At 38.4% G+C, this 26,679-nt stretch carries 20 protein-coding genes, 1 tRNA gene and 1 pseudogene; 18 read left to right on the top strand and 4 right to left on the bottom strand.

The features are described 5' to 3' along the window. The 13 genes and pseudogenes from ACFINW_RS06175 to ACFINW_RS06115 all read left to right on the top strand — a co-directional run. Window positions 1–65 (top strand): annotated as a pseudogene (locus ACFINW_RS06175) (elongation factor Tu); the annotation flags it as partial. Between the two features lie 47 nt (window positions 66–112). After that, window positions 113–188, top strand: a tRNA-Trp gene (locus tag ACFINW_RS06170). Between the two features lie 200 nt (window positions 189–388). Further along, entirely contained in the window at window positions 389–601 is a 213-nt protein-coding gene (gene secE / locus ACFINW_RS06165) for a preprotein translocase subunit SecE (RefSeq protein ID WP_273790652.1), read from the top strand. A gap of 20 nt (window positions 602–621) precedes the next feature. Then, entirely contained in the window at window positions 622–1,152 is a 531-nt protein-coding gene (nusG, locus tag ACFINW_RS06160; RefSeq protein ID WP_273790740.1) for a transcription termination/antitermination protein NusG, read from the top strand. A gap of 150 nt (window positions 1,153–1,302) precedes the next feature. Continuing rightward, the gene (rplK, locus tag ACFINW_RS06155) at window positions 1,303–1,731 is read left to right on the top strand and encodes a 50S ribosomal protein L11 (protein WP_273723157.1); all 429 of its coding nucleotides are present in this window, start codon (window positions 1,303–1,305) and stop codon (window positions 1,729–1,731) included. Between the two features lie 4 nt (window positions 1,732–1,735). Beyond that, window positions 1,736–2,440: a 50S ribosomal protein L1 gene (gene rplA, locus ACFINW_RS06150; RefSeq protein ID WP_375640934.1), complete on the top strand. Its 705-nt coding sequence runs from the start codon at window positions 1,736–1,738 to the stop codon at window positions 2,438–2,440. A gap of 354 nt (window positions 2,441–2,794) precedes the next feature. Continuing rightward, the gene (rplJ, locus tag ACFINW_RS06145; protein ID WP_012755027.1) at window positions 2,795–3,313 is read left to right on the top strand and encodes a 50S ribosomal protein L10; all 519 of its coding nucleotides are present in this window, start codon (window positions 2,795–2,797) and stop codon (window positions 3,311–3,313) included. Window positions 3,314–3,414: 101 nt separating this feature from the next. Continuing rightward, complete coding sequence (rplL, locus tag ACFINW_RS06140) at window positions 3,415–3,786, top strand: 50S ribosomal protein L7/L12 (RefSeq protein ID WP_375620778.1); 372 nt, start codon at window positions 3,415–3,417, stop codon at window positions 3,784–3,786. A 289-nt stretch (window positions 3,787–4,075) separates the two neighbouring features. Further along, window positions 4,076–8,224, top strand: a complete 4,149-nt coding sequence (rpoB, locus tag ACFINW_RS06135; protein ID WP_375640933.1) for a DNA-directed RNA polymerase subunit beta — start codon at window positions 4,076–4,078, stop codon at window positions 8,222–8,224. Between the two features lie 172 nt (window positions 8,225–8,396). Then, window positions 8,397–12,608 (top strand): DNA-directed RNA polymerase subunit beta', encoded by a 4,212-nt coding sequence (gene rpoC / locus ACFINW_RS06130; protein WP_375613463.1) that lies wholly within the window; start codon window positions 8,397–8,399, stop codon window positions 12,606–12,608. A 724-nt stretch (window positions 12,609–13,332) separates the two neighbouring features. Next, window positions 13,333–13,536 (top strand): hypothetical protein, encoded by a 204-nt coding sequence (locus tag ACFINW_RS06125; RefSeq protein ID WP_375640932.1) that lies wholly within the window; start codon window positions 13,333–13,335, stop codon window positions 13,534–13,536. A gap of 205 nt (window positions 13,537–13,741) precedes the next feature. Then, a complete protein-coding gene (locus ACFINW_RS06120; RefSeq protein WP_375612167.1) occupies window positions 13,742–14,431 on the top strand; it encodes a nitroreductase in 690 nt (229 codons plus the stop codon). Window positions 14,432–14,771: 340 nt separating this feature from the next. Continuing rightward, window positions 14,772–16,163, top strand: a complete 1,392-nt coding sequence (locus tag ACFINW_RS06115) for an L-serine ammonia-lyase (protein ID WP_375640931.1) — start codon at window positions 14,772–14,774, stop codon at window positions 16,161–16,163. 1,827 nt (window positions 16,164–17,990) lie between these two features. Here the strand turns inward: ACFINW_RS06115 and ACFINW_RS06110 are convergent. Next, entirely contained in the window at window positions 17,991–18,269 is a 279-nt protein-coding gene (locus tag ACFINW_RS06110; RefSeq protein WP_375640930.1) for a hypothetical protein, read from the bottom strand. A 32-nt stretch (window positions 18,270–18,301) separates the two neighbouring features. Further along, window positions 18,302–19,651, bottom strand: a complete 1,350-nt coding sequence (locus ACFINW_RS06105) for a D-alanyl-D-alanine carboxypeptidase (protein WP_375640929.1) — start codon at window positions 19,649–19,651, stop codon at window positions 18,302–18,304. A gap of 234 nt (window positions 19,652–19,885) precedes the next feature. On the opposite strand from ACFINW_RS06105, the gene clpS reads away from it, so the two are divergent. Beyond that, window positions 19,886–20,257: an ATP-dependent Clp protease adapter ClpS gene (clpS, locus tag ACFINW_RS06100; protein WP_375640928.1), complete on the top strand. Its 372-nt coding sequence runs from the start codon at window positions 19,886–19,888 to the stop codon at window positions 20,255–20,257. 6 nt (window positions 20,258–20,263) lie between these two features. Beyond that, entirely contained in the window at window positions 20,264–22,615 is a 2,352-nt protein-coding gene (gene clpA, locus ACFINW_RS06095) for an ATP-dependent Clp protease ATP-binding subunit ClpA (protein WP_375673967.1), read from the top strand. A 7-nt stretch (window positions 22,616–22,622) separates the two neighbouring features. Here clpA and ACFINW_RS06090 read toward each other — a convergent pair whose 3' ends face one another. Together ACFINW_RS06090 and ACFINW_RS06085 are read right to left on the bottom strand one after the other, a co-directional pair. After that, window positions 22,623–23,045: an HIT family protein gene (locus ACFINW_RS06090; protein ID WP_375607220.1), complete on the bottom strand. Its 423-nt coding sequence runs from the start codon at window positions 23,043–23,045 to the stop codon at window positions 22,623–22,625. A 134-nt stretch (window positions 23,046–23,179) separates the two neighbouring features. Continuing rightward, entirely contained in the window at window positions 23,180–23,641 is a 462-nt protein-coding gene (locus ACFINW_RS06085) for a RidA family protein (protein ID WP_375620782.1), read from the bottom strand. A 145-nt stretch (window positions 23,642–23,786) separates the two neighbouring features. Between ACFINW_RS06085 and ACFINW_RS06080 the strand changes: the two genes are divergently transcribed. From ACFINW_RS06080 to tsf, 3 genes are all read left to right on the top strand, one after another. Beyond that, window positions 23,787–24,623, top strand: a complete 837-nt coding sequence (locus tag ACFINW_RS06080; protein WP_375620783.1) for a cell envelope integrity EipB family protein — start codon at window positions 23,787–23,789, stop codon at window positions 24,621–24,623. A 167-nt stretch (window positions 24,624–24,790) separates the two neighbouring features. Next, the gene (gene rpsB, locus ACFINW_RS06075; RefSeq protein ID WP_273788135.1) at window positions 24,791–25,570 is read left to right on the top strand and encodes a 30S ribosomal protein S2; all 780 of its coding nucleotides are present in this window, start codon (window positions 24,791–24,793) and stop codon (window positions 25,568–25,570) included. Window positions 25,571–25,672: 102 nt separating this feature from the next. Further along, on the top strand, window positions 25,673–26,596 hold the full coding sequence (gene tsf / locus ACFINW_RS06070; protein ID WP_375630041.1) for a translation elongation factor Ts: 924 nt from the start codon (window positions 25,673–25,675) through the stop codon (window positions 26,594–26,596). Window positions 26,597–26,679: the final 83 nt, after the last annotated feature.

Below are 26,679 nucleotides of genomic sequence, written 5' to 3'. Positions count from 1 at the left end.
GTTTTGCTATTCGTGAAGGTGGTCGTACTGTTGGTGCCGGTATCGTCTCTAAGATCATTGAATAAATAATGCTTGTTAAAGGGGTGTTAAAAGTGTTTTAGTTTTGAGAGTTAGGGGTATAGCTCAGTTGGTAGAGCGGCGGTCTCCAAAACCGCAGGTCGCGGGTTCAAGTCCTGCTGCCCCTGCCAAAGAGGGATTTTACATATAAGGGAGTGGATTTTGCTACCTTTTTCGCTTTTTTTGATATGGGGCTTGTTTTTTTGTGTGTGAAACGGTATTGAATAGAAAGTAAGGAAATTGCATAAGTCTGAAAGTTGGCTTTTGCATTTTTTTCCTGTTTATTTTGTTCTATAAAACACAATAGGACTAGAGAGAGTATAGTGTGACGATGGCATCTAAAACCAATCCGATTACCTTTTTGAAGCAGGTTTATGCAGAAACAATTAAAGTGAAATGGCCTACACGTCGTGAGACGGTTATTTCTACTATTATGGTTTTGTTGGTAACTGCATTGGCTTCAGCTTTCTTTTTTATTGTGGATCAGGTTATGCATTTTGGTGTTTGGCGGGTTATTGATCTTCTGAAATATCTTTTTAGTTGAGAATGTAAGGAAGTGTGACTGTGGCAGCTCGTTGGTATATTGTTCAGGCATATTCAAATTTTGAAAAGAAAGTAGCGGAAGCTATTGATAAGGAGGCAAAGCAAAAGGGACTTGATCATCTTTTTGAAAAGATTTTTGTTCCAACAGAGCGTGTTGTAGAGGTTCGTCGTGGACGCAAAGTTGATACTGAGCGAAAATTTTTTCCTGGTTATGTTCTTGTTCGTGCTGAGTTAACAGATGAAGTTTATCATCTTATTAAGAATACGCCTAAAGTGACAGGTTTTTTAGGGTCGGATGCGCGTCCTGTTCCTATTTCTGATCGAGAGGTTGAACAAATTCTCAAACAAGTTCAGGAAAGGGTTGAGTCTCCAAAGTCCTCTGTATTGTTTGAGGTTGGAGAGCAAGTTCGCGTTGCTGATGGTCCTTTTGTTTCGTTTAATGGAATTGTTCAAGAGGTTGAAGAAGAGCGCTCTCGTCTTAAGGTTGAAGTGCTTATTTTTGGGCGTCCTACGCCTGTTGATTTGGAATTTGGTCAGGTTGAAAAACTCTGATTAAACTTAGAGTAGTTTTAATTACTTTAAGGAAGGAGTGGGAGGTGATTTATAGCTTTTGTCGGCTTAATGATCCGAACCACGTGACTGCAAGCGGGTAACGGGCAAGATGAATTGTCAGTATACCAGTGAAATTAAAGGCAGATTGTTATGGCAAAAAAAAGTATAGGTCAGCTTAAGTTGCAGGTCCCTGCAGGAGCTGCTACTCCATCTCCACCAATTGGTCCAGCTCTTGGGCAGCGTGGTATTAATATCATGGAATTTTGTAAGGCGTTTAATGCAGCGACACAAGAAATGGAAAAGGGGGCACCGATTCCAGTTGTTATTACGTATTACCAAGATAAGTCTTTCACCTTTTCTCTCAAGACGCCTCCTGTATCATTCTTTTTAAAGAAGGAAGCAAACCTGAAATCTGGCTCAAAAGAGCCTGGTAAAGTGTCTGTAGGAAGCATTTCTCGCGATAAAATTCGTTCGATTGCGGAATCAAAGATGAAAGATCTTAATGCGAATGACATTGAGGCAGCAATGCGTATGGTTGAAGGTTCTGCTCGCTCGATGGGCTTGGAAGTGGTGGGCTAATATTATGGCAAAAGTAGCTAAAAGAATAAAAAATATCCGAAAAGATATTGATTTTAATGAACTTTACGCTTTAAAAGATGCCGTTTCAATGGTTAAGGAGCGTGCCGTTGCTAAGTTTGATGAAACAATCGAAATTTCAATGAACTTGGGTGTTGATCCTCGTCATGCTGATCAAATGGTTCGAGGCGTTGCTCATTTGCCTAATGGAACAGGGAGAAATATTCGTGTTGCCGTTTTTGCTCGTGGGGATAAGGCTGAGGAAGCTAAGTCGGCAGGAGCTGATATTGTGGGTGCCGAAGATTTATTTGAAAGCGTTAATAGAGGGACTATAGATTTTGATCGTTGTATTGCAACGCCAGACATGATGCCTCTTGTTGGTCGTCTTGGTAAGATTCTTGGTCCACGGAGTTTGATGCCGAATCCGAAAGTTGGTACTGTAACACTTGATGTCGCCGGTGCTGTCAAAGCTTCTAAAGGTGGTGCTGTTGAGTTTCGTGTGGAAAAAGCTGGTATTGTGCATGCTGGTATTGGTAAGGCTTCTTTTGGTGTTGAAAAAATCGTAGAAAATATAAAAGCCTTTGCAAGTGCAGTTATTAAAGCCAAACCGCAAGGTGCAAAAGGTGAGTATATTAAGCGCGTTGCTGTTTCGTCGACTATGGGAATTGGTGTTAAAGTTGATCCAGCAACGGTTCGTTCAGAGCTAGTATAAGCTGATTTATAATTTTGTTTTGGGGTATGGGAATATCAAAATTGTATTTAAAATGCTGATTTTGATCAGCTCGCTATCTAAGCTTTATAGGGCTTAGGTTGTACCGGGAGAAATTCCGGAATATCCTGTCCGAGATTGTAGGTGATGCTTTTAAGTATCTTAATCAAAAAAACCTGCATGAGACTGGGGTAAAAACTGAGAGTTAAAAGACTTAAAGGGTTTGAGCCAAGGTTGCCTTTGAACGCTGTGCGTAAAAAAGGGGACAGGATCCTCATCGGTGACATGAAGTATTTTATGTTATCAAAGGTAACCAACAGGTTTGTTTTAAGCAAATCTGTTAAATGGAGAGAGACAGTGAATAGAGCGGAAAAACGCGAATTTGTTACATGGCTTAACGAGGCTTTTCGGAAGTCTGGTTCTGTTGTTGTTGCACATTATTCCGGTCTGACAGTTTCACAGATGAATGATCTGCGTTCGAAAATGGGTGAAGCTGGCGGTGCCGTTAAGGTCGCCAAAAACCGTCTTGCTAAAATCGCTCTTCAGGGCACGGAATCTGAATCGATAGTGGGTTTGTTTACTGGACAAACACTTATTGCTTATTCAGAAGATCCAATCACAGCACCGAAAGTTGCTGTTGATTTTGCGAAAAGCAATGACAAATTTGTCATACTTGGCGGTTCAATGGGTGCAACAAGTTTAACTGTAGATGCTGTGAAGTCATTGGCTTCATTGCCTTCATTAAACGAGTTGCGTGCAAAACTTGTGGGTATGATTTCTACCCCTGCGACCCGTATTGCACAGGTTGTTAATGCCCCTGCTGGTCAGGTTGCACGTGTCATTGGAGCATATGCTCAGGAGGATAAGGCGGCTTAAGGCTGTTTGTATTCACGTTTATGGAAGAGCTTTAATGCTTTTCTGTTTTTTTGAATAAGATTTAATAATGGTTCAAATCTTTTAATTGAAGGAATTTAAAAATGGCTGATCTAGAGAAGATCGTAGAAGACCTTTCTAATCTAACCCTTTTGGAAGCCGCTGAGCTTTCTAAGTTACTTGAAGAAAAGTGGGGAGTTTCGGCTGCTGCTCCTGTAGCTGTAGCTGCTGTTACTGGTGCTGCTGCTCCAGCTGCTGAAGAAAAAACAGAATTTGATGTTATTCTTGTTGAAGGTGGCGCACAAAAAATTAATGTTATTAAGGAAGTTCGTGCTCTTACTGGACTTGGTCTTAAAGAAGCTAAAGATCTGGTTGAAGGTGCACCTAAGCCTATTAAAGAGGCTGCTTCTAAAGAAGAAGCAGAAAAAATTAAATCTCAACTTGAAGCTGCCGGTGCTAAGGTGGAACTTAAGTAAATTTAATTTTATCGGCGGGCATTTATGTTCGCCGATTTTCTTTCTCTTAATACAAAGAGGGAAAATAATGAGTAAAAAACTTTTCCCAATGGTTTCGTAACAGGAATGGGATAAGTTTGGATTACTTATCCCTTCATCATAGAGTCAAAGAGATAAATGGCTTATGTTGGTGGGGAAAGTTAATGATGCTCATTATTGAGTGTCAAGTGAACTGGTCTGCATATGCAGGTTAATGGTATAAGGCTTTCAAGGTTGGTCTACCTTGAAGAGTAAAGATCAAGGAGCGACGATGGCTCAGACTCACGCAATGATGTCTCAATTCAATGGTCGTAAGCGCGTACGGAAATTTTTTGGTAAGATTCCTGAAGTAGCAGAAATGCCGAATCTTATTGAGGTTCAAAAAGCCTCATACGATCAATTTCTCATGGTTGAGGAACCGAAAGGTGGGCGACCAGATGAAGGTTTGCAAGCTGTTTTTAAATCGGTTTTTCCTATTTCAGATTTTTCCGGTACAGCTATGCTTGAGTTTGTAGGTTATGAATTTGATTTACCAAAATTTGATGTTGAAGAGTGCCGTCAACGTGATTTAACTTATGCTGCCCCATTAAAGGTCATATTGCGTTTGATTGTTTTTGATGTTGATGAGGATACTGGCTCCAAAGATATCAAAGACATTAAAGAGCAAGGCGTTTATATGGGCGATATGCCTTTAATGACGACGAATGGTACCTTTATTGTTAATGGTACGGAGCGTGTTATTGTTTCTCAGATGCATCGTTCTCCTGGTGTCTTTTTTGACCATGATAAAGGAAAGTCCCATTCATCAGGAAAGTTTCTTTTTGCTGCTCGTGTTATTCCGTATCGTGGTTCTTGGCTTGATATTGAGTTTGATGCTAAGGACATCATTTATGCGCGTATTGATCGACGGCGCAAGATTCCTGTTACTAGTCTTTTGATGGCATTAGGTATGGATGCGTCGGATATTTTATCGACGTTTTATGATAAAGTGACTTATGAGCGTGATGGAGAAGGATGGCGAGTTCCTTATTCTGTGGATCGCTTTAAAGGAATGAAGCTCATTTCTGACCTTATAGATGCAGATAGTGGTGAAGTCGTTGCGGAGGCTGGTAAAAAATTAACAGTTCGTACTGCGAAGTCTTTGGTAGAAAAAGGACTTAAAGCGGTTAAAGTTAGTGAAGATGATTTATTAGGTTGTTATCTAGCCGAAGATATCGTCAATTACGAAACAGGTGAAATCTACCTTGAAGCTGGTGATGAAATTGACGAAAAAGTATTAAAAGTTCTGCTCGATGTTAGTGCTGATCAAGTCAATATTCTTGATATTGATCACATGAATATTGGCGCTTACATCCGCAATACTTTGAAGGTGGATAAAAATGAAAGTCGGCAGGATGCGTTATTTGATATTTACCGGGTGATGCGTCCAGGTGAACCTCCAACAATCGATACAGCAGAAGCAATGTTCCATTCATTGTTTTTTGATCCAGAGCGTTATGATCTTTCAGCTGTCGGGCGTGTTAAGATGAATTTACGTATGGATCTTGATTGTCCAGACACAGTTCGCATTTTACGCCAAGAGGATATTCTTGCTGTTGTTAAGATGTTGGTTGAATTGCGTGATGGACGTGGTGAAATTGATGATATTGATAATCTTGGCAACCGTCGCGTTCGTTCCGTCGGGGAGTTGATGGAAAATCAATATCGCATTGGTCTTCTTCGTATGGAGCGTGCGATAAAAGAGCGTATGTCATCGGTTGAAATTGATACAGTTATGCCACAGGATTTGATTAATGCAAAGCCTGCGGCAGCAGCAGTCCGTGAATTTTTTGGGTCTTCACAATTGTCGCAGTTTATGGATCAAACCAATCCATTGTCAGAAATTACCCATAAGCGCCGTCTTTCTGCTCTTGGTCCAGGTGGTTTGACACGTGAACGTGCGGGTTTTGAAGTTCGTGACGTACATCCTACGCATTATGGTCGTATTTGTCCTATTGAAACACCAGAAGGCCCCAACATTGGTCTGATTAACTCCTTAGCAACATTTGCGCGAGTTAACAAATATGGCTTTATTGAAAGTCCATATCGAAAAATTATTGATGGAAAAGTCACAAAAGAAGTTATTTATCTTTCAGCGATGGAAGAAGCAAAGCATTATGTCGCTCAGGCTAATTCTTCATTAGATAACGAAGGTCGTTTTATAGAAGAGTTTGTTGTTTGCCGTCATGCTGGTGAAGTTTTAATGGCGCCGCGTGATCATGTTGATTTGATGGATGTTTCACCAAAACAGTTGGTTTCAGTTGCAGCAGCGCTTATTCCTTTTTTGGAAAATGATGATGCGAATCGTGCGCTTATGGGATCGAACATGCAGCGTCAAGCAGTTCCTCTTGTACGCGCTGAAGCGCCATTTGTTGGGACGGGAATGGAATCTATTGTTGCGCGCGATTCAGGAGCTGCTGTGAGTGCAAAGCGTAGTGGTGTTGTTGATCAAGTCGATGCTACCCGTATTGTTATCCGTGCAACAGAAGATTTAGATCCTTCAAAATCAGGCGTTGATATTTACCGCTTACAGAAATTTCAGCGTTCTAATCAGTCCACTTGTATTAATCAGCGTCCTCTTGTACATGTCGGTGATAGGGTAGAGAAAGGTGATATCATTGCAGATGGTCCATCCACGGATCTTGGTGATTTGGCTCTTGGGCGGAATGTTCTCGTAGCCTTTATGCCTTGGAATGGATACAATTATGAAGATTCTATTTTGTTATCCGAGCGCATTGTTGCTGATGATGTGTTTACTTCAATTCATATTGAGGAATTTGAAGTTGCGGCACGCGATACAAAACTTGGACCTGAGGAAATTACGCGCGACATTCCTAATGTTGCGGAAGAAGCGTTAAGAAATCTTGATGAAGCTGGCATTATTTATATTGGTGCTGAAGTTCAACCAGGTGATATTTTAGTTGGAAAGATTACCCCGAAAGGTGAAAGTCCCATGACGCCGGAAGAAAAGCTTCTGCGTGCAATTTTTGGGGAAAAGGCATCCGATGTTCGTGATACTTCTATGCGTATGCCTCCTGGGACTTTTGGTACTGTTGTTGAAGTTCGCGTTTTTAATCGCCATGGTGTGGAAAAAGATGAACGTGCGATGGCAATTGAGCGTGAAGAAATTGAGCGTTTAGCAAAAGACCGTGATGATGAACAGTCTATTCTTGATCGCAATGTTTATGCGCGCCTCACCGATATGTTGACAGGTAAAGTTGCTGTAGAAGGTCCGAAAGGCTTTTCGGGTAGTAAAAAGCTTGATAGTACAGTAATGGGGCATTATCCACGATCCCAGTGGTGGCAATTTGCTGTTGAGGATGAAAAGCTTCAAAATGAAATTGAAGCTTTGCGCAAGCAATATGATGAATCAAAAGAAGCATTACAACGTCGCTTTATGGATAAGGTTGAAAAGGTCCAAAGAGGTGATGAAATGCCTCCTGGTGTCATGAAAATGGTGAAAGTTTTTGTGGCTGTGAAGCGCAAAATCCAACCAGGTGACAAGATGGCGGGACGTCACGGGAATAAGGGTGTTGTTTCACGTATTCTTCCCGTAGAAGATATGCCATTTCTCGAAGATGGGACCCATGCTGATATCGTCTTGAATCCGCTTGGTGTGCCTAGTCGTATGAATGTTGGACAAATTCTTGAAACGCATCTTGGTTGGGCATGTGCGGGGATGGGAAAGAAGATTGATGCTTTGTTAGAGTTATATCAAGAGACTGGGGATATATTGCCGTTGCGTCAGCGTATTGAAAATCTTATGCCTGATGATAATCATAATGAACCAGTTCGTCAGTATGATAATGAAAGCCTTTACAAATTGGCATTGCAGATGAAGAAAGGGGTTTCAATTGCAACGCCTGTTTTTGATGGAGCACATGAGTCTGATATTAACATGATGCTGGAAGACGCAGGCTTAGATAGTTCAGGGCAGGTTACGCTTTATGATGGTCGTACTGGGGAGCCTTTTGATCGCCCAGTAACGGTGGGATATATTTACATGTTGAAATTGCATCACCTTGTTGATGATAAGATTCATGCACGTTCTATTGGTCCCTATTCACTCGTTACGCAGCAGCCATTAGGAGGTAAGGCACAATTTGGTGGTCAGCGTTTTGGTGAAATGGAGGTTTGGGCACTTGAAGCTTATGGTGCTGCATACACTTTGCAGGAGATGCTAACAGTAAAATCAGATGATGTGGCTGGTCGAACAAAAGTCTATGAGGCAATTGTGCGTGGTGATGATACATTTGAGGCAGGTATACCCGAAAGCTTTAATGTGTTGGTAAAAGAAATGCGCTCACTTGCTCTTAATGTGGAGCTTGATGATGCGCGTGAACTTATTGCACAGCGGGCATTGTCTGATACGGCAGAATAATAATTCAAGGAGCGCACTAGAAAAAAGCTGCGCTCTTATTACTTTAAGAGGCTCAATAACCTTATTAAGGCTATACAGGTCATTTTTAAAAGTAAATGTATTTTAAAGAAGATCTGTTATAAAATAAATGAGATATTACAACAGGTTCTAAGAATCTTTGAAGGAGAACAGCATGAACCACGAGGTCATGAATCTTTTCAATCCTCAAGCGCCAGCGCAGACATTTGACTCTATTCGTATTTCTATTGCGAGTCCTGAGAAAATTTTGTCCTGGTCGTATGGTGAGATTAAGAAGCCTGAGACGATTAATTATCGGACTTTTAAACCAGAGCGTGATGGTCTTTTTTGTGCACGTATATTTGGCCCTATTAAGGACTATGAATGTCTATGTGGCAAATATAAACGCATGAAGTATAAGGGCATTATTTGTGAAAAATGTGGTGTAGAGGTTACTCTTTCGCGCGTACGTCGTGAGCGTATGGGGCATATTGAACTTGCGGCACCCGTTGCGCATATATGGTTTCTTAAATCATTACCAGGTCGTATTTCTACACTTTTAGATTTAACTTTAAAAGATATTGAACGGGTTCTTTATTTTGAGAATTATATTGTAACCGAACCAGGGTTAACATCTCTTAAGCTCCATCAGCTTCTTTCTGAAGAAGAATATATGCTTGCTATTGATGAATTTGGAGAAGATCAGTTTACAGCTATGATTGGCGCTGAAGCTATTTACGAGCTTTTAGCTAGTATGGAGTTAGATAAAATCGCTAATGATTTGCGTCTTGAATTAGCTGAAACAACTTCAGAGTTAAAGCAGAAAAAATTGATTAAACGACTTAAAATCGTTGAAAATTTTCTTGAATCTGGAAATAAGCCAGAGTGGATGATTATGAAAACAATTCCGGTTATTCCACCGGATTTGCGTCCATTGGTTCCGCTTGATGGTGGGCGTTTTGCGACATCAGATCTGAATGATCTTTATCGGCGTGTTATTAATCGTAATAACCGCTTGAAGCGGCTGATTGAATTGCGAGCTCCTGGAATTATCGTACGCAATGAAAAGCGTATGGTACAAGAAGCTGTTGATGCATTGTTTGATAATGGACGGCGTGGGCGTGTGATTACTGGAGCCAATAAACGTCCTCTTAAGTCTTTATCAGATATGTTGAAGGGCAAGCAAGGACGTTTTCGTCAGAACTTACTTGGGAAGCGTGTTGATTACTCGGGGCGTTCTGTTATCGTGACGGGTCCTGAATTAAAATTGCATCAATGTGGTCTTCCCAAAAAAATGGCTCTTGAATTATTTAAGCCTTTTATTTATGCGCGGCTTGATGCAAAAGGCTATTCATCAACGGTAAAGCAGGCAAAGAAGCTTGTTGAAAAAGAACATCCAGAAGTTTGGGATATCTTGGATGAGGTTATTCGTGAACACCCTGTTTTACTCAACCGCGCGCCAACATTGCACCGTTTGGGGATTCAGGCTTTTGAACCTATCTTAATTGAAGGCAAAGCTATTCAACTTCATCCACTGGTGTGTACTGCTTTTAATGCAGATTTTGATGGTGATCAGATGGCGGTTCACGTGCCGCTTTCTCTTGAAGCACAGCTTGAAGCCCGTGTTTTGATGATGTCCACCAATAATATTCTTCATCCGGCAAATGGTGCTCCCATTATTGTTCCCTCACAGGATATGGTTCTTGGTCTTTATTATCTTTCAATTGTTTCTGAAAAAGAACCAGGTGAAGGAATGGCCTTTTCTGATATAGGTGAGCTTCATTATGCCTTGGAAAATAAGGTTATAACGCTTCATACGAAGATTAAAGGCCGTGTTAAGAATATGGGGAAGGATGGAAAAGAAGTCTCTAAACTTTATGATACGACACCTGGTCGTTTGATTATCGGTGAGCTTTTGCCAAAAAGTGCGGATATCTCATTTGATATTGTCAATCAAGAGATGACGAAAAAGAACATTTCTAAAATGATTGATCATGTTTATCGGCACTGTGGACAAAAAGAGACGGTTATTTTTTGTGACCGTATTATGCAGCTTGGCTTTTCTTATGCTTGTCGTGCAGGAATTTCATTCGGTAAGGACGATATGGTTATTCCTGATAGTAAGTCGCGTTTAGTCGCAGAAACAGAAGCTTTGGCTAAGGAGTACGAACAGCAATATAATGATGGTTTGATTACACAAGGTGAAAAATACAATAAGGTTGTAGATGCTTGGGGTAAATGTACAGATCGCGTCGCAGATGAAATGATGAAACGTATTCAAGCTGTCGATTTTGATCCTAAAACAGGTCGTCAACGGCCGATGAATTCTATCTATATGATGTCGCACTCTGGTGCTCGTGGTTCTGCTAACCAGATGAGACAATTGGCCGGTATGCGTGGATTAATGGCAAAACCATCGGGTGAAATTATTGAAACACCCATTATTTCAAATTTTAAAGAAGGTCTAACTGTTAATGAATACTTCAATTCCACGCATGGTGCACGTAAAGGACTTGCTGATACTGCGTTAAAGACGGCGAACTCTGGTTATTTAACACGGCGTCTTGTTGATGTTGCACAGGATGCTATTATTTCAGCAGTTGATTGTGGTACCGCAAAAGGGCTTACCATGCAGCCGATTGTTGATGCAGGACAAATTGTTGCCTCCCTTGGGCAAAGAATTCTTGGTCGTACAGCGCTTGTTGATATTCTACATCCTGTCTCTGGAGAGGTTATCCTTGAAGGTGGAGCAATGATTGAGGAAGCTGATGTCGCGAAGATTGAAGCAGCTGGGATTCAATCTGTTCAAATTCGTTCTGCATTAACATGTGAAACACGTCTTGGTGTTTGTGCAAAATGCTATGGTCGTGATTTGGCGCGTGGAACACCTGTTAATCAGGGAGAAGCCGTTGGTGTTATTGCTGCTCAATCCATTGGTGAGCCGGGAACACAGCTTACTATGCGTACTTTCCACTTAGGAGGAACTGCGCAGGTTGTTGATTCATCGTATTTAGAGGCATCTTATGAAGGTAAGGTGGAGATTCGTAATCGTAATGTAGTTCGTAACTCTGAAGGCCATTTGGTTGTTATGGGGCGTAATATGGCTATCCTTATCAAGGATGAGTTAGGAAAAGAGCGCGTTGTACATCGTGTTAGCTATGGTGCTCATATTTTTGTTGATGATGGTGATGTGGTTAAACGTGGCCAACGTATAGCAGAATGGGATCCTTATACACGTCCAATTTTAACGGAAGTTGAAGGCTATGTGGGTTTTGAAGATATGATTGATGGTTTATCTGTCACTGAAACAGCTGATGAATCTACGGGTATTACGAAGCGTTTGGTGATTGATTGGCGCGCTAATCCACGTGGTGCGGATCTTAAACCAGCTATTATTATTCACACGGATAAAGAAGGTGAATCCATTGCTAAATTGTATAAGGGAGGTGAAGCCCGTTATATGATGTCAGTGGAAACTATTCTTTCTGTTGAGCTTGGTGCTCATGTTAAGGCTGGTGATGTTATTGCTCGTTTGCCAATGGAAAGTGCCAAGACGAAAGATATTACGGGTGGTCTTCCTCGTGTGGCTGAGCTTTTTGAAGCGCGTCGTCCAAAGGATCATGCGATTATTGCTGAAGTTAGTGGTACAATTCGATTTGGCCGTGGTTATAAGAATAAACGTCGTATCATTATTGAACCAAATGATGAAACTCTTGAGGCAGTAGAATACTTGATTCCAAAAGGTAAGTTGTTCCACTTCCAAGAAGGCGATCAAATTGAAAAGGGAGATTATATCCTTGATGGTAATCCAGCACCTCATGACATCTTGGCGATTAAGGGGGTTGAAGCTTTGGCATCTTATCTTGTTAATGAGATTCAGGAGGTTTATCGTTTGCAGGGAGTTCTTATTAATGATAAGCACATTGAAGTGATTGTTCGTCAAATGTTGCAAAAAGTTGAAATTACTGAATCTGGAGATTCTGGTTATATTCCAGGTGATAATGTTGATCGTATTGAACTTGATGAAATCAATGATAATTTGATTGCAGAAGGTAAGAAACCTGCATCTGGTAATCCCATTCTTCTTGGAATTACAAAAGCTTCTCTTCAAACGCCTTCTTTCATTTCGGCGGCATCGTTTCAGGAAACAACACGTGTTCTTACTGAAGCAGCAGTTTCTGGTAAAATTGATACTTTGCAAGGACTTAAAGAGAACGTTATTGTCGGTCGTCTTATTCCAGCAGGTACGGGTGGTACAATTTCTCAAATCCGTCGTATTGCTGCAGTTCGTGATGATTTGATTGTAGATGAGCAGCGTAAGTCTAGTAATAACGAAGTGGCTAAGGCTATGTTGACAAATATGACAACTGGGGCCGTTGCTGAATAATTTAAATACAACATCACATAATAAAAAACGTCTGAATAGAACGTTCAGACGTTTTTTTATTTCGAAATACAGAAGTTGTATATTTTCTTGAAAAATATCAAAAATTATAAGGCGATAGTTATTTTAAACATCTTTAGTAGCTTATTGTTTTGTAATGATGCTTATCTTTTTTGTTACTTTATTTTAAAGTTTCTTAATTTCTAAAAGCAGTATAGAAAGTTTTTTCCCAAATATGTGAAACTCAAAAATCATATTCAAGGAAAAGAGTTGATTATCTACAAATCAAATAATGATTGATTTTGAATTTGAGGAAATTTTTTGATTGATATCTTCTATAAAGCTTTAAAAAGACTTATAATGAAAGATCAATAGTCTTTTCTGTAATCTAAAAAATAATTGATTCTCTACTATACAATGCTTGTACGATAAAATGTATTTTCTTATAAATTAGAATGCAGGAAAGTAGAGATTGGGGTGTTTATTAAGTTATATAAAAAATAGACATATTTCTTATAACAATGTGATCTATGCAGACAGAATAATAAAATGTACGAATATTATTCAATTGGAAAATTAACACGTGAGTTTTCAATAATAGCTCGAACTTTGCTATGAAGAAGAGGGACTTCTTATCCCTTTTCGGTGTGGAAGTACACGGATTTATACATAAACGGATCGTCATAAGTTAAAACAAATCCTGTATGCTAACAGAGTAAAATTTTCGTTGTCTGAAATATCTGATATGTTGACAATGGTTGGAAAACCACCTGATGATGAGAAAAAGCTTAAGAAATTAATTGCAGGAATTCATAAAAAACGAACTGATTTAAAGCAGATGCAGCATGATGTTGATGATCTTCTACAGGATTTAGAACGAATTGAAGAGAGTTCTTTTGAGAGCTTCGCGGAGTTGGGGGGTAGTCATTGATTATAAATTTATTTTGTCTTCTTTTAGACTAATTTCTTTCTCTTAAAAGAGATAGATTATACCGTCTCTAAGGGGAATATTTACCACTGCGTGAAATGTGTAAGTCATTTAAAGAAATAGAGTGTTTGAAAAAGCTGCAAAGGTATTTTCGCAGTATATTATTCTTGATAAGAAAAAACTATTTTTCATAAAGAAAGTAAAAACAATGACAGTTTCTCCTATGAGTGTTTTTCAATCTATTTTGTCACGAAAGTCAATTCGCGCTTTTACTGATCAGCCAGTTAGTTTGGAAACAATCAAAGAAATCTTAAAACTTGCAGCACGTGCACCATCTGGAACAAATATTCAGCCGTGGCAAGTAATTGTGCTTACAGGAAGTGTATTACAGAAAGTAGGGCAAGAGCTTTCACAACTTGTGCTTTCAGGTGTAAAAGGAGAGCGTGAATATAGTTATTATCCACGTCAGTGGCGTGAGCCTTATATTTCAAGGCGTCGAAAAGTTGGTTTGGATCTTTATCAGAGTCTTGGAATTCAAAAAGGTGATGAAGAAAAAATACTTCATCAAAAGGCGCGAAATTTTTTATTTTTTGATGCACCTGTAGGACTCTTATTTACAATGGATCACGACATGGAAATGGGGAGTTGGCTTGATTTGGGTATGTTTATGCAGACCATTATGTTAGCTGCACGTGGATTTGGATTAGATACCTGTCCTCAAGCTGCTTTTGCTGATTATCATAAACAGATTCGTACGCTTTTATCTATTCCTTCTGATCGCCATATTATCTGTGGTATGGCACTTGGTTATCGCGATATGAGTGCTCCAGAAAACAATTTTGAGACAGAACGAGAATCGTTAGAAAAATTTGTACGTTTCATTGAAACATACCCATAAAATATTTTATACAATTAAGCATATGTTTTGAAGAACTTAGTGCATTATGAAAAATATTTCCGATAAGATTTCTCATCCTTATTGAATTTTAATATTGCATATTAACACTTATTTTACTACGTTTGGAACATTGGGAGTAGTGACTCTAGGGGCATTGTCCGTTTTAAAGGTTGGCTAATGGAAAACACTATAGAAAGAAAGTGTTGGGTGGTAGCAAGACGAGCGACATTCGTGTTTATTGTTGTCATTTTTTTAGTTTATCTCGCAATTTGATTTTAAACGGAAGAAACGTTATGAAAAAGCATATATGCTCAAGCTGTACTATAGTTTAAGGTGATACGTGTTTCTATCTGTTTTTGAACTTTTTAAAATTGGGATTGGTCCTTCTAGCTCACATACGATGGGACCAATGACTGCTGCTAATATGTTTTTGCAAAAGATAGGAGATTTTTCTCAGTCGTCTGATGTTCAAGTTTCTCGTATACGTGTTTATCTTTATGGTTCTTTAGCTTTCACGGGTATTGGTCATGCAACAGATAGAGCTATCATATTAGGACTTTTAGGAGAAAAAGCTTCTACTGTTGATCCTGATAGCATGGGGTTTTTGTTAAAAAAAGTTATACGTGAAAAAAAAGTGCAACCAGAAGGTCATCCCGCTTATCAGTTTGATGTGCAACGTGATCTTATTTTTGAACGAAAGCAAATCCTCCCTGGACATACAAATGGACTAGCCTTTGAAGGACTTGATACTGATGGGAATGTTCTGTTGCGGCAGATTTATTATTCTATCGGTGGTGGCTTTGTTGTGACTGAGGATGAATTAAGCCATATGAATGATAATATACAACCAGAAGCATTTGAGGTACCATATCCATTCGATTCTGCTTGTACAATGTTATCAATGGCAGAAAAATCAGGACTTTCAATTGCTGAAATGAAGCGCTTAAATGAAGAAACAAAGATAGAGCGTTCTTCTCTTGATGTAGGGCTTGATGAAATTTTTTCAGCGATGACAAATTGCATTGATAGAGGTCTTTCACAAGAAGGTGAGTTGCCTGGTGGATTGCGTGTTCTAAGGCGCGCTAAAAAGCTGCATGAAACGCTTTTGGAAAAACAAAAGAAAAATTACAATTATCCACTTTGGGCAAATGATTGGCTTTCGGTGTATGCTATAGCAGTCAATGAGGAAAATGCAGCAGGTGGTCGTGTTGTTACAGCACCAACAAATGGAGCAGCCGGTGTCGTCCCAGCCGTTTTGCGTTATTATCTTCAGTTTAATGATGATTCAGATCGAGAGGGAATACATAATTTTCTATTAACGGCAGCAGCTATAGGCGGTGTTATCAAACATAATGCCTCTATTTCTGGTGCAGAAGTTGGGTGTCAAGGTGAAGTTGGAACGGCATCTTCAATGGCCGCAGCAGGGTTGACTGCAGCGTTAGGTGGAACACCAGCTCAAATTGAAAATGCGGCAGAAATTGCGCTTGAACATCACTTGGGAATGACATGTGATCCTGTTGCAGGTCTTGTACAAGTGCCTTGTATTGAGCGTAATGCAATGGGAGCTGTTAAGGCGGTAACGGCTTCTTCTCTTGCATTATATGGTAATGGAGATCATTTTGTTTCTCTTGATGCTTGTATAGAAACAATGCGCCAGACTGGTCATGATATGAGTGAACGCTATAAAGAGACAAGTAAAGGTGGTCTTGCAGTCAATGCGATATCTTGTTAAGAGCTGGAACATTTTTCAATCCATAACTGGACTTTTTGGAGAGAGATCGTATTTCCTAATAAAGCTTATGTTTTTTGTTCCTTATAAATCAAAATTCCACTTTAATGCAGCAGTAGTTTGAAATAAATCTGAGATGATTCAGTGTTTTCTTAACGAATAATAGCTTTTTCATGCAAGCTTGGAGGGGAGAGTGTTCTACATCTGTTTGATTTGTCTCTAAAATAGGAAAAAAGTTTAATTTGGAAAAAATAAGAAAGCGTAAAGTAAAATTAGTGATCAATCTGCCATTATTTTTAGCTGGGTTTTATGGCTTTAAAAAGTTTCCATAGCCATATATCTTTTAAGTAATGGAAGATTATGCCTGAGTATCCAAGGAAAATTTGTTTTAAGTCTGAATAATTATGATGAAGAAAGTAGAATTTTAAAGGTTTTAATTTTTTAAAAGTGAAGTTTTTTCTACCTAGTATGGTAAAAATGCCTTGAAAAAAACACTAATTTACAATAATTAAGAGATATATCGGAAATATCTTTTTTATTTATAAATTTTGTACCGACAAAAAAATTAAAATAAATAATAACGTATACATTAAGAAATATTTATAAAAATTCTCATGAGAATAGAATGCACACGATAGAACATTATCGTGTGACACGTTCGTGAGTTCGTTTTAAAAAAATGTCTCACAACGCTCCCAAGCTCATTTCGCGATGGCACCTGTGAATGATATAACGGTAAATCCATTGAGCTGTCTCCATCTTTATGCTTAATAAAAAGAAGTACGCTGGCATGGTTACGCACTTTGCCAGCCCCCCCCTCTGTACAGGGGAACTAAAGCACTTGGCATTTGAAACGGTTCATTATAGGCATTTTTAGTCTTTTTGGTACAGTTTCACGCTACACACTAATCTCGCTCATAACATGCAAGAGACGGTTTTGATTGATTCAACATAAACAGATTTTAAATGAGAGAATCTTACGATATTCGAGATTCTCATCTAACATACAAAATAATTAATTATCTTTATAAATCAGTATCTTGCATATGAATAATATAATGTAAGTTTTCCATGAATGGTATAAAAGCTATAGAGTATTAGCATCTTTATTTATAAAGGGAGAAAACCAGCACTATCATCCTTTTTTTCAACTTTCAATGTTACAAAAGATCCTAGTACTTGAAATGATTCATAAGGGATATTTTGATTCCTTTTTTAAATGGTTTATATGCTAATTTTGCTTGTGATGAGCAAGCGAGCGATTTTGACTGATTCAAGATAAGAAGTAAAATAAGATTATTTTACGAAAATCTCTTGTTCAATATGCAAAAAATAAATTATAATTATAAATTAAAATCTTATGGAAATCGTTATCATAATATTTAATCTGATAATTTGTTTACGTTTTTTTATCGATAGTATTTGTATTTTCCAATTTGCTGTGCCTGTTGACATAAATACAAGTAAGAGGAGTGAGATTGTTTTTTTTTACAGCGTTTATGTTGTATAGGGAGCGTTATTAAGAGGGATTTTCTTTATTGAACTTTTACAATAATCCCATCAAATGATAAGCTTTCATCTAATGAAGCTATTCATTTTTTCCAGAAAGATATCAAGGATAATTTTTTATATTAAATCCAAAAGTGGAAAAATATTGGGTATTTTTATGTCCTTAACAATGTTTTTATTGAAAGCTTGGAGATATTGGATAGTTGGAAAAGCCGTCAGAAAATTCAACAATTTAAGAAAAAAGTATGTTTATCAAAAGGTTTTCTAAGGCTGTAGATAATGGTTAATAATAAAATAATTTTTTAGAGAGGGTCTGTAGAATTAAATATTTGTTGCTCCTAAACGGATTTTAATAGGCACATTACCAGTTTGGCTCGCAACACGTAAATGAATGCGTACAGGAGGCATTATGAGACGACGGTTGCGCATTGTTTGGCAAATGAGAAGGTTAACAAGAGACTGTGTATCTAATGCAGTCGGATTATATTTTAAACCAGTAAGTTTTGCGGCAGCATCGTGAAGAGAACGCAATGAAAGGAGGGATGATTGCTTCAATAAAACTTCTTTTTTATGGAATGAAGCAAAAGCATTATCTGTCATAATACTATCCTTAATGCAGAATTCAAAAACTTTTAGTAGGCTACAGTATAGCAGTTAAAATTTGCTTTCTTTAATGTAGAACAAGCATCAAATGCAGCTTTTTTTGATTGAAACCCTGTAAAGCGCGCTCGGTAATAACGCTGCCCATTTTTTTCAAACAGTTGCATGTGTGAAGATGCGTGCTTTAAAGTGGAAAAAGCTGTATTTTTTGCTTTTAAAAGTAGAGTTTTTGCTTGTTCTTCACTAGGAAGAGAACCAATTTGGATAGCCCATCCGGCATTTTCGGATAAAGAGGCTGTTACAATTTTATGAGTCTCAACCGGTGTAGTTTTTTGAGGGTTCGGTATTGGTATAATTACCTTATTGACAGCCGTTATTGCGATATTGGAGTTTTTAGGTTGTTCTGCAAATGCTGTCAACATAGTCGAAATTTCATCGTCAAAATTACTTGAATCATCTTTAATGGTCGGTATAGGAGTATTGGCGCCAGTGGGTAAGTGATAGCGTACAGAAGCTATTAAACGTTCACCACTTTTCATTTGGCTTGCTTTGGGCAAATATTGATTCAATAAGCTAGCCATATGCTCGTCACGTGCAGTAGATGATTTACCTCCCATAACAACAGCGACAATAGAGCGCCCCTCAAGACGCATCGAAGTTGCTAAATTAGAACCTGACATTTGTGTGTAGCCTGTTTTAATTCCATCGACACCTTTCATTATTTTAACAAGTTTATTGTGGCTATTAATTTTATGTCCACGAAAATTAAAACTTTTTGTTTTGAACAATTTATATTGTTTGGGAAAATGTTTACGTAAAGCTAATGACAAAGTCGCTATATCTCGTGCTGTAGAATAATTGTGCATATCCGGAAGTCCTGAAGCATTTGCAAAATGTGTATGTTTCATGCCAAGTTTACGAGCTTTTACTGTCATCATTTGAGCGAATTTTTTTTCACTACCTCCAAGATATTCTGCAATGGCAGCAGCAACATCATTTGCGGATCTTGTAATGAGCGCTTTAGCTGCTGCTTCAGCAGAAATTGTTTGGCCTGCTTTAAACCCAATTTTTGTCGGTGGACGCATTGCTGCATAATGAGAAACAGGAATTGGTGTATTTGGTGTCACACGACGCATCTGCATAGCTTCAAAGAGTAAGTACAATGTCATCATTTTTGTTAAAGAAGCAGGATAACGTTTCAGTGTTGCATTGGCTTGAAATAAAGTTTTTCCCGTAGTAGCATCTATAACAATAGCCGCATACTTATCAGGATAGGCGCCTTGAGGTGTGGCGGATGCCCAACAGTAAGAAAAAGCTAACATAACAAAAGAAATTGCTATTGTTTTACAGTAGCGCATAATTTTTTGATAATTAATATACACTTGCAGTATCCTATTTCTCCATTTATCCTAAAAAACTTCTATAAAGCTTCCTTTTCTGTAATTTATTGATGCAGTTTAGACGAATGGTATTACTAATTTGTTTACAGAAGTTATTTTATGAGTGAGTGATTGAAGTCTAACCATAGAGGGAAATTTTTTTCTAATACAAACAGGTATTGCAATAGTTATGAAAGAATTTAAAATTAATAAAAATGTGCTGCATGGAAAACGATAATGGGACAGATGCTCATAATAAACTCTATAGCTCATATTATGCATAATGAAAAGGGCAAGAATTGGGATGAAGGTAGGCATGGTGCGGTTATAATGCCTAAGGCTAGAGAAAAACTCGAAAAACCTAAATTATGTCGAGTTTTTTTGCTTAATGATGATTACACACCTATGGATTTTGTTGTTTTCGTTTTGAAGAACTTTTTTAAAAAAAGTTTCGAAGAGGCAACGCGGATAATGTTAGATGTTCATCACAATGGGATAGGAGAATGTGGGACTTACACTTATGAAGTCGCTGAAATGAAAATATTACAAGTGAGGGAATGTGCGCGTCAAAATGAACATCCGTTACAATGTGTAATGGAAGGGAAGTGAGGAGCTATGCCATCTTTTACACCTAGTCTTGAAGAGGTTTTGCATCGTGCATTAACAATTGCTACTCAAGCACGGCATGAATATGCAACACTAGAGCATCTTCTACTTGCGCTGTTAGATGATGCCGATGCAAATTCCGTTATTCAGGCTTGCCAAGTAGATGTGGAGGAATTGCGAGAGCGCTTAACCAATTATCTTCGCTCAGAGTTAGATGAACAGATTAGAGCTGATGAGGATACAAAGCCTACAGCTTTTTTCCAGCGTGTTATCCAACGTGCGGTGATTCATGCACAATCAGCTGGAAAAGATGAAGTATCGGGGGCAAATGTTCTTGTTGCAATTTTTTCTGAACGTGAAAGCCATGCAGCATATTTTCTTCAAGAGATGGGAATGACACGCTACGATGCTGTACGTTTTATTTCACAGGGTGTCACGCGTGATGATGGGTTATCCATGTTACTTGAAGGACTTGAAGAGCAATTAGATCAGCAGATTTCGGATAATGGTGAAAGAGGAACAAGTGCTTTAACGAATTATTGTGTTGATCTCAATTGTAAAGCACGTAATGGAAAAATTGATTTATTAATTGGCCGTGAAATAGAAATTTCACGCATGATACAGATTTTATGTCGAAGGTCAAAAAACAATCCGCTTTTGGTTGGTGATCCTGGAGTAGGGAAAACAGCTATAATTGAGGGGTTGGCAAAGCGTATTGTTGATGGGCAAGTGCCTGAAGTTTTATCAAATGCAACAATATTTTCTCTTGATATGGGGGGACTTGTTGCAGGTACACGTTATCGCGGTGATTTTGAAGAACGCTTAAAGCAAGTTATTAAAGAGTTTGAGCTGTATCCAGATGCTATTTTATTTATTGATGAAATTCATACCTTAATTGGAGCAGGAGCGACATTAGGGGGAAATATGGATGCAGCAAATCTTTTGAAACCTGTGTTATCTTCTGGAACTATGCGATGTATTGGTTCGACGACTTACAGAGAATATCGCAAATTCTTTGAACAAGATCGTGCTTTAGAGCGTCGTTTTCAGAAGATTGATATTAATGAACCTTCTGTTACAGATGCGATTAAGATTTTGCAGGGGATGAAGCCTTACTTTGAAGATTTTCATCAGATTAAATATACAGATCAGGCGATGAAGGCATCTGTAGAATTATCTTCACGTTATATAATTGACCGTAGGTTACCTGACAAAGCAATTGATATTATTGATGAAAGTGGCGCAGCGCAAAAGCTTTTGCCACAAAAACAACGCAAGAAGAGTATAGGTGTTAAAGAAATTGAAGCGACTGTTGCTACAATTGCAAGAATTCCACCAAAAACAGTTTCTCGGAATGATCAGAAGATACTGAGTAAGCTTGAAAGAGAACTCAAACATGTTGTTTATGGTCAAGATCAGGCAATTTCCGTCTTAGTTTCATCCATAAAATTGGCGCGAGCAGGTTTACGCGAACCGGATAAACCAATAGGAAGTTATTTATTTTCAGGACCAACAGGTGTAGGAAAAACTGAAGTTGCAAAACAGCTTGCATCATCTTTAGGTATTGAATTATTGCGTTTTGATATGTCAGAATATATGGAACGGCATACGGTAGCACGTTTAATCGGAGCACCTCCAGGTTATATAGGGTTTGATCAAGGAGGTCTCCTTACAGATGCAGTTGATCAGAAACCTCACGCAGTTCTATTGCTAGATGAGATTGAGAAAGCGCATCCAGAGTTATTTAATATTTTATTGCAGGTAATGGATTATGGTAGATTAACAGACCATAATGGTAAGAAAATTGATTTCCGCAATGTTATTTTGATTATGACAACCAATGCTGGTGCTTCAGATATGGCAAAATCAGCTATTGGATTTGGGAAAGTACATCGTGATGGTGAGGATATAGAAGCAATCAATCGGTTATTTACACCAGAATTTCGTAATCGGTTAGATGCAATTATTCCGTTTGCACCTTTATCTCATTTAATCATCAATCAGATAGTGCAAAAATTTATTTTTCAGCTTGAAGCACAATTAGCTGATCGGGGAATTTGTTTTGAATTAAGCCCTTCTGCAACTTTATGGCTTTCTAATAAAGGATATGATTCTCAGATGGGAGCACGCCCATTAGGGCGTGTTATACAAGAATATATTAAAAAGCCATTAGCTGATGAAATTTTATTTGGAAAGTTACGCAATGGTGGGACCGTTCGCGTATTGACACAAAAATCAAATGGTAAAAAAGAAAGCTTACAGTTAGAAATTTCATCTTCCGATATATCTGTAAGTTCAAAGAAAAGTAAAATGGAAAACTTTGCAAAAAAACGTGTAGGAAAAAAAAGTACAACAACTTAAGAGTGTGTTATAAAGCTGCACGAATTTTTTTTGCATTCTCTTCAAGTATTTCTGGAGGCGTTACCATATCATTATGAGGGGTAAGCTCTATTCCCTCCATACGTGGTATAATATGAAAATGAAGGTGATAGACGGTTTGTTGACTAGCTGCTTCATTAAATTGCATGACAGTTATGCCATCTGCTTGAAAGGCTTTTTTGACAGCATTTGCAATTTTTTGAACAGCTTTAATAACAGGAAATAATGTTTCAGGATCTGCATCAAGTAAGTTTCTAGAGCCTTTTTTAGGAATGACCAGCGTATGACCTGGTGCCTGTGGCATGATATCCATAAATCCAATAACATCATCATCTTCGTAGACACGAACAGAAGGGATTTCATTGCGAATCAATTTAGCAAAAATATTGTTATTGTCATAAGCTTGTTTCATACAAATATTTCCTTTTATCGTAAGTTTAAGATTCTAATTTAAAAACGAAAAAATGCAAGGTTTATCAGAGTGTAAGACAAAGAAGTATTTTGACTTCAGTTATATTTAGGATAATGCACTGTCTTAATGAAGGTTTAGATTTCTATAATGGCTTCAACTTCTACAGGAACATCCATAGGAAGAGAGGCAACACCAATAGCAGAACGGGCGTGTTTTCCAATTTCACCAAGGATATTGACGAATAAATTAGAAGCTCCATTGGCAACAAAAGGAATATCGGTAAAATGAGAATCTACAGCCACAAAAACAGTAATTTTGACCACACGTTTTATTTTATTTAAGTCACCCAGAGTTGCCTTGAGTTGCGCGAGAATATTGAGAGCGCAAGCTTCAGATGCTTTTTGGGCTTGTTCGGTATTCACAGTTGCACCAACTTTACCGATGGCTATTGGTTTTCCATTAATAAGAGGGAGTTGTCCAGAAATAAAGATTTGATTGCCACTTTGTGAAGTGGTGATGTAATTGGCAAGGGGGGAGATTACTTCAGGAAGAGTGATTCCGAATTTTTCTAAGTTTTTTTCAATCATATTGGTCATAATTTTAACTCCATAGCTGCTCTATAATATATTCATTGCATAATCTATTTTTTGATTTAAGAAAATGTGTGGTTAATTGAGAAATTAACCTTTTTTGCCTTATTGTATGATGTTATGCAACGGGGATAAAGTTCGGAAGTTGGGAATGATTAGATCATTATTTATAATAATTTTATATATTGTTTTTTTATGTACTGCGAGAGCTGAAGAGCCCATTTTTATTGTGCCTCATCGAGCAATTTATGATTTTCATCTCGATAGTGTTTCTCATGAAATGACAATTTCTGCGATGTCAGGACGAATGGTTTACGAGCTTACTGGTTCGGCATGCCAAGGCTATAGCACACGTTTTCGTTTCATTAGCCGTGTTCACATTGAAGATATGCCAGTACGTTTGACGGATCAACAGACGACGAGTTATGAAACAGGAGACAGCCGTACATTTCGTTTTAATATTACAGATCAAGAGGGAGAAGAGGTTGTGCATCGTGCCGAGGGGGTTGCGGAGCGTACGCAAGATGGTATCACAGTTACCTTAAAAAAGCCAAAGGAAAAAGAGTATAAGCTTGCAATGGCTGAATTTCCAATGATGCAACTAAAAAATATTATCCGCCATGCAAAAGCAGGAGATCATTTTTACAATGTTACTGTATTTGATGGGACAAATAAAGCAGATAAAGTTATAAAAGAAAGTATCGTCATAGGGGAAAAGAAGACGCTTTTATCTGATAGCGAAACGGAAAAAGTAAGAAAATTGGATGAAGAAGAATATTGGCCTGTTACAATTTCTTATTTTGATGATGGAGAAAATAAAGATGGTTTGCCGGTTTATCGTAGCAGTTTTCTCTTACATGAGAATGGTGTCATGCGTGATCTTCATATAGATTATGGAACTTTTTCAGTGCGTGCAAAATTGAACAGTCTCGAATTCTTGGAACTTGGAAAAGATCTTAATCAATGTGAAAATGCAAATATTAAATGATTAAAGAAAATAACTTGAAAAAGAATCAAATATTAGTATGTTTGCGCTATTCCACACGCGGAGTCTGGGTGTTTGCAAATGATCTGTGAGAAACTTCTAGCAAGCATCCGCCGGTAGCAGGTCTTCCTGCTTTTTCCGCGGAGGTTGAACCGGAAAGGATAAGATTTATGGCACTACCCGATTTTACTATGCACCAGCTTTTAGAAGCCGGTGTGCATTTTGGTCACCAGACTCATCGCTGGAATCCCAAAATGACTCCCTATATTTATGGTCAGCGTAATAATATCCATATTATTGACCTTGCTCAGACTGTTCCACTTTTACACCAAGCACTTAAACTTGTTTCAGATACTGTAGCGCGTGGTGGTCGTATTCTCTTTGTTGGTACGAAACGACAAGCATCTGACATTATCGCAGATGCGGCGAATCGTTCCGCTCAGTATTACGTTAATGCACGTTGGCTTGGCGGCATGCTCACAAACTGGAAAACGATTTCCAATTCGATCCATCGTTTGCGGAAGCTTGATAAAATTCTTGCTGCTGAAGCGCAAGGCTTTACTAAAAAGGAACGTTTAAATCTTGAACGTGATCGTGAAAAGCTTAATCGTGCGCTTGGTGGTATTAAAGATATGGGTTCTGTTCCAGATCTTATCTTTGTTATCGATACGAATAAAGAAAATATTGCACTCCAAGAAGCAAAGCGTTTAGGTATTCCAGTGATTGCTATTATTGATACCAATTGTGATCCCGATGACGTAACACATCCAATACCAGGTAATGATGATGCTTCACGTGCAATTTCTCTTTATTGCGATCTTTTTGCCCGTGCTGCTCTTGATGGTATTGCACGCCAGCAAGGAGCAATGGGTATCGATTTAGGAGCTCAAGTTGATGCACCTGTGGAGCCTATTTTGGAAGAAAATGCAGTTTCAGAAGTTTCTGAATAATATAAAATGCCTAATTAAGGTACTTTTATTGTCTAAAGAAGAAGTTATAGGCGTGCAGAGGGATTTTGCACGCTTTCACTGTTATAAAATAAAGAGGCAAATATGAGCATTACTGCTGCACAAGTAAAAGAACTTCGAGAACTATCTGGCGCTGGTATGATGGACTGTAAAGCCGCCCTAGCAGAGACCAATGGTGATATGGAAGCTGCTGTTGATTGGCTTCGTAAAAAAGGAATAGCTAAAGCAGATAAAAAGGCTGGTCGTACAGCAGCTGAGGGATTAATCGGAGTCGTATCAAAAGATTCACATGCAGTTTTGGTTGAGATTAATTCTGAAACAGATTTTGTTGCGCGCAATGATGGATTCCAAGACATCGTGCGTAAAGTAGCAACTGCTGCCTTAGATACGCCAGGGGATGTTGAATCTGTTTCTGTTTCTCTTTATCCAGGTTCTGAGAAGACTGTAGAGCTTACGATTAAAGATGCAATTGGTACAATTGGCGAAAATATGACATTTCGTCGTTCCGCTAAATTGTCTGTTGAGAATGGTGTTGTTGCGACTTATATACACAATAGTGTGGCTGATGGGCTTGGAAAACTTGGTGTTTTGGTTGCAATTGAAACAACAGGAAATAAAGAGGCTGCTCTTGCTTTTGGTCGGCAGGTCGCGATGCATATTGCGGCAACCAATCCATTAGCACTTACAGCACAAGATGTTGATGCTGCTGCTGTTGAGCGAGAAAAAGCAATTTTTTCAGATCAAGCGCGTCAGTCTGGAAAACCTGAAAATATCATTGAAAAAATGGTAGAAGGACGTATGCGTAAGTTTTTTGAAGAGGTTGTTTTGCTTTCTCAAGCTTTTGTTATGAATCCTGATATAACTGTTGAGGCCGCTCTAAAGGATGCTGAGAAATCAATTGGTGCCCCAGCAAAAATTACAGGCTTTATTCGTTTTGCATTAGGTGAAGGTGTGGAAAAGGAGGAGTCTGATTTTGCTGCAGAGGTTGCTGCTGCTGTAAAAGGCTAGTTATTGCAAACTCTTGATCAGAGATTTAAAGTCATATCATTGGTTGTAGAATCTCTGAGGGGAACAATGTAATTGTTGAGAGG

Source organism: Bartonella sp. AA18HLJMS, assembly GCF_042197245.1.
Taxonomy (GTDB): domain Bacteria; phylum Pseudomonadota; class Alphaproteobacteria; order Rhizobiales; family Rhizobiaceae; genus Bartonella.
This window is presented reverse-complemented; position numbering and strand designations above follow the sequence as displayed.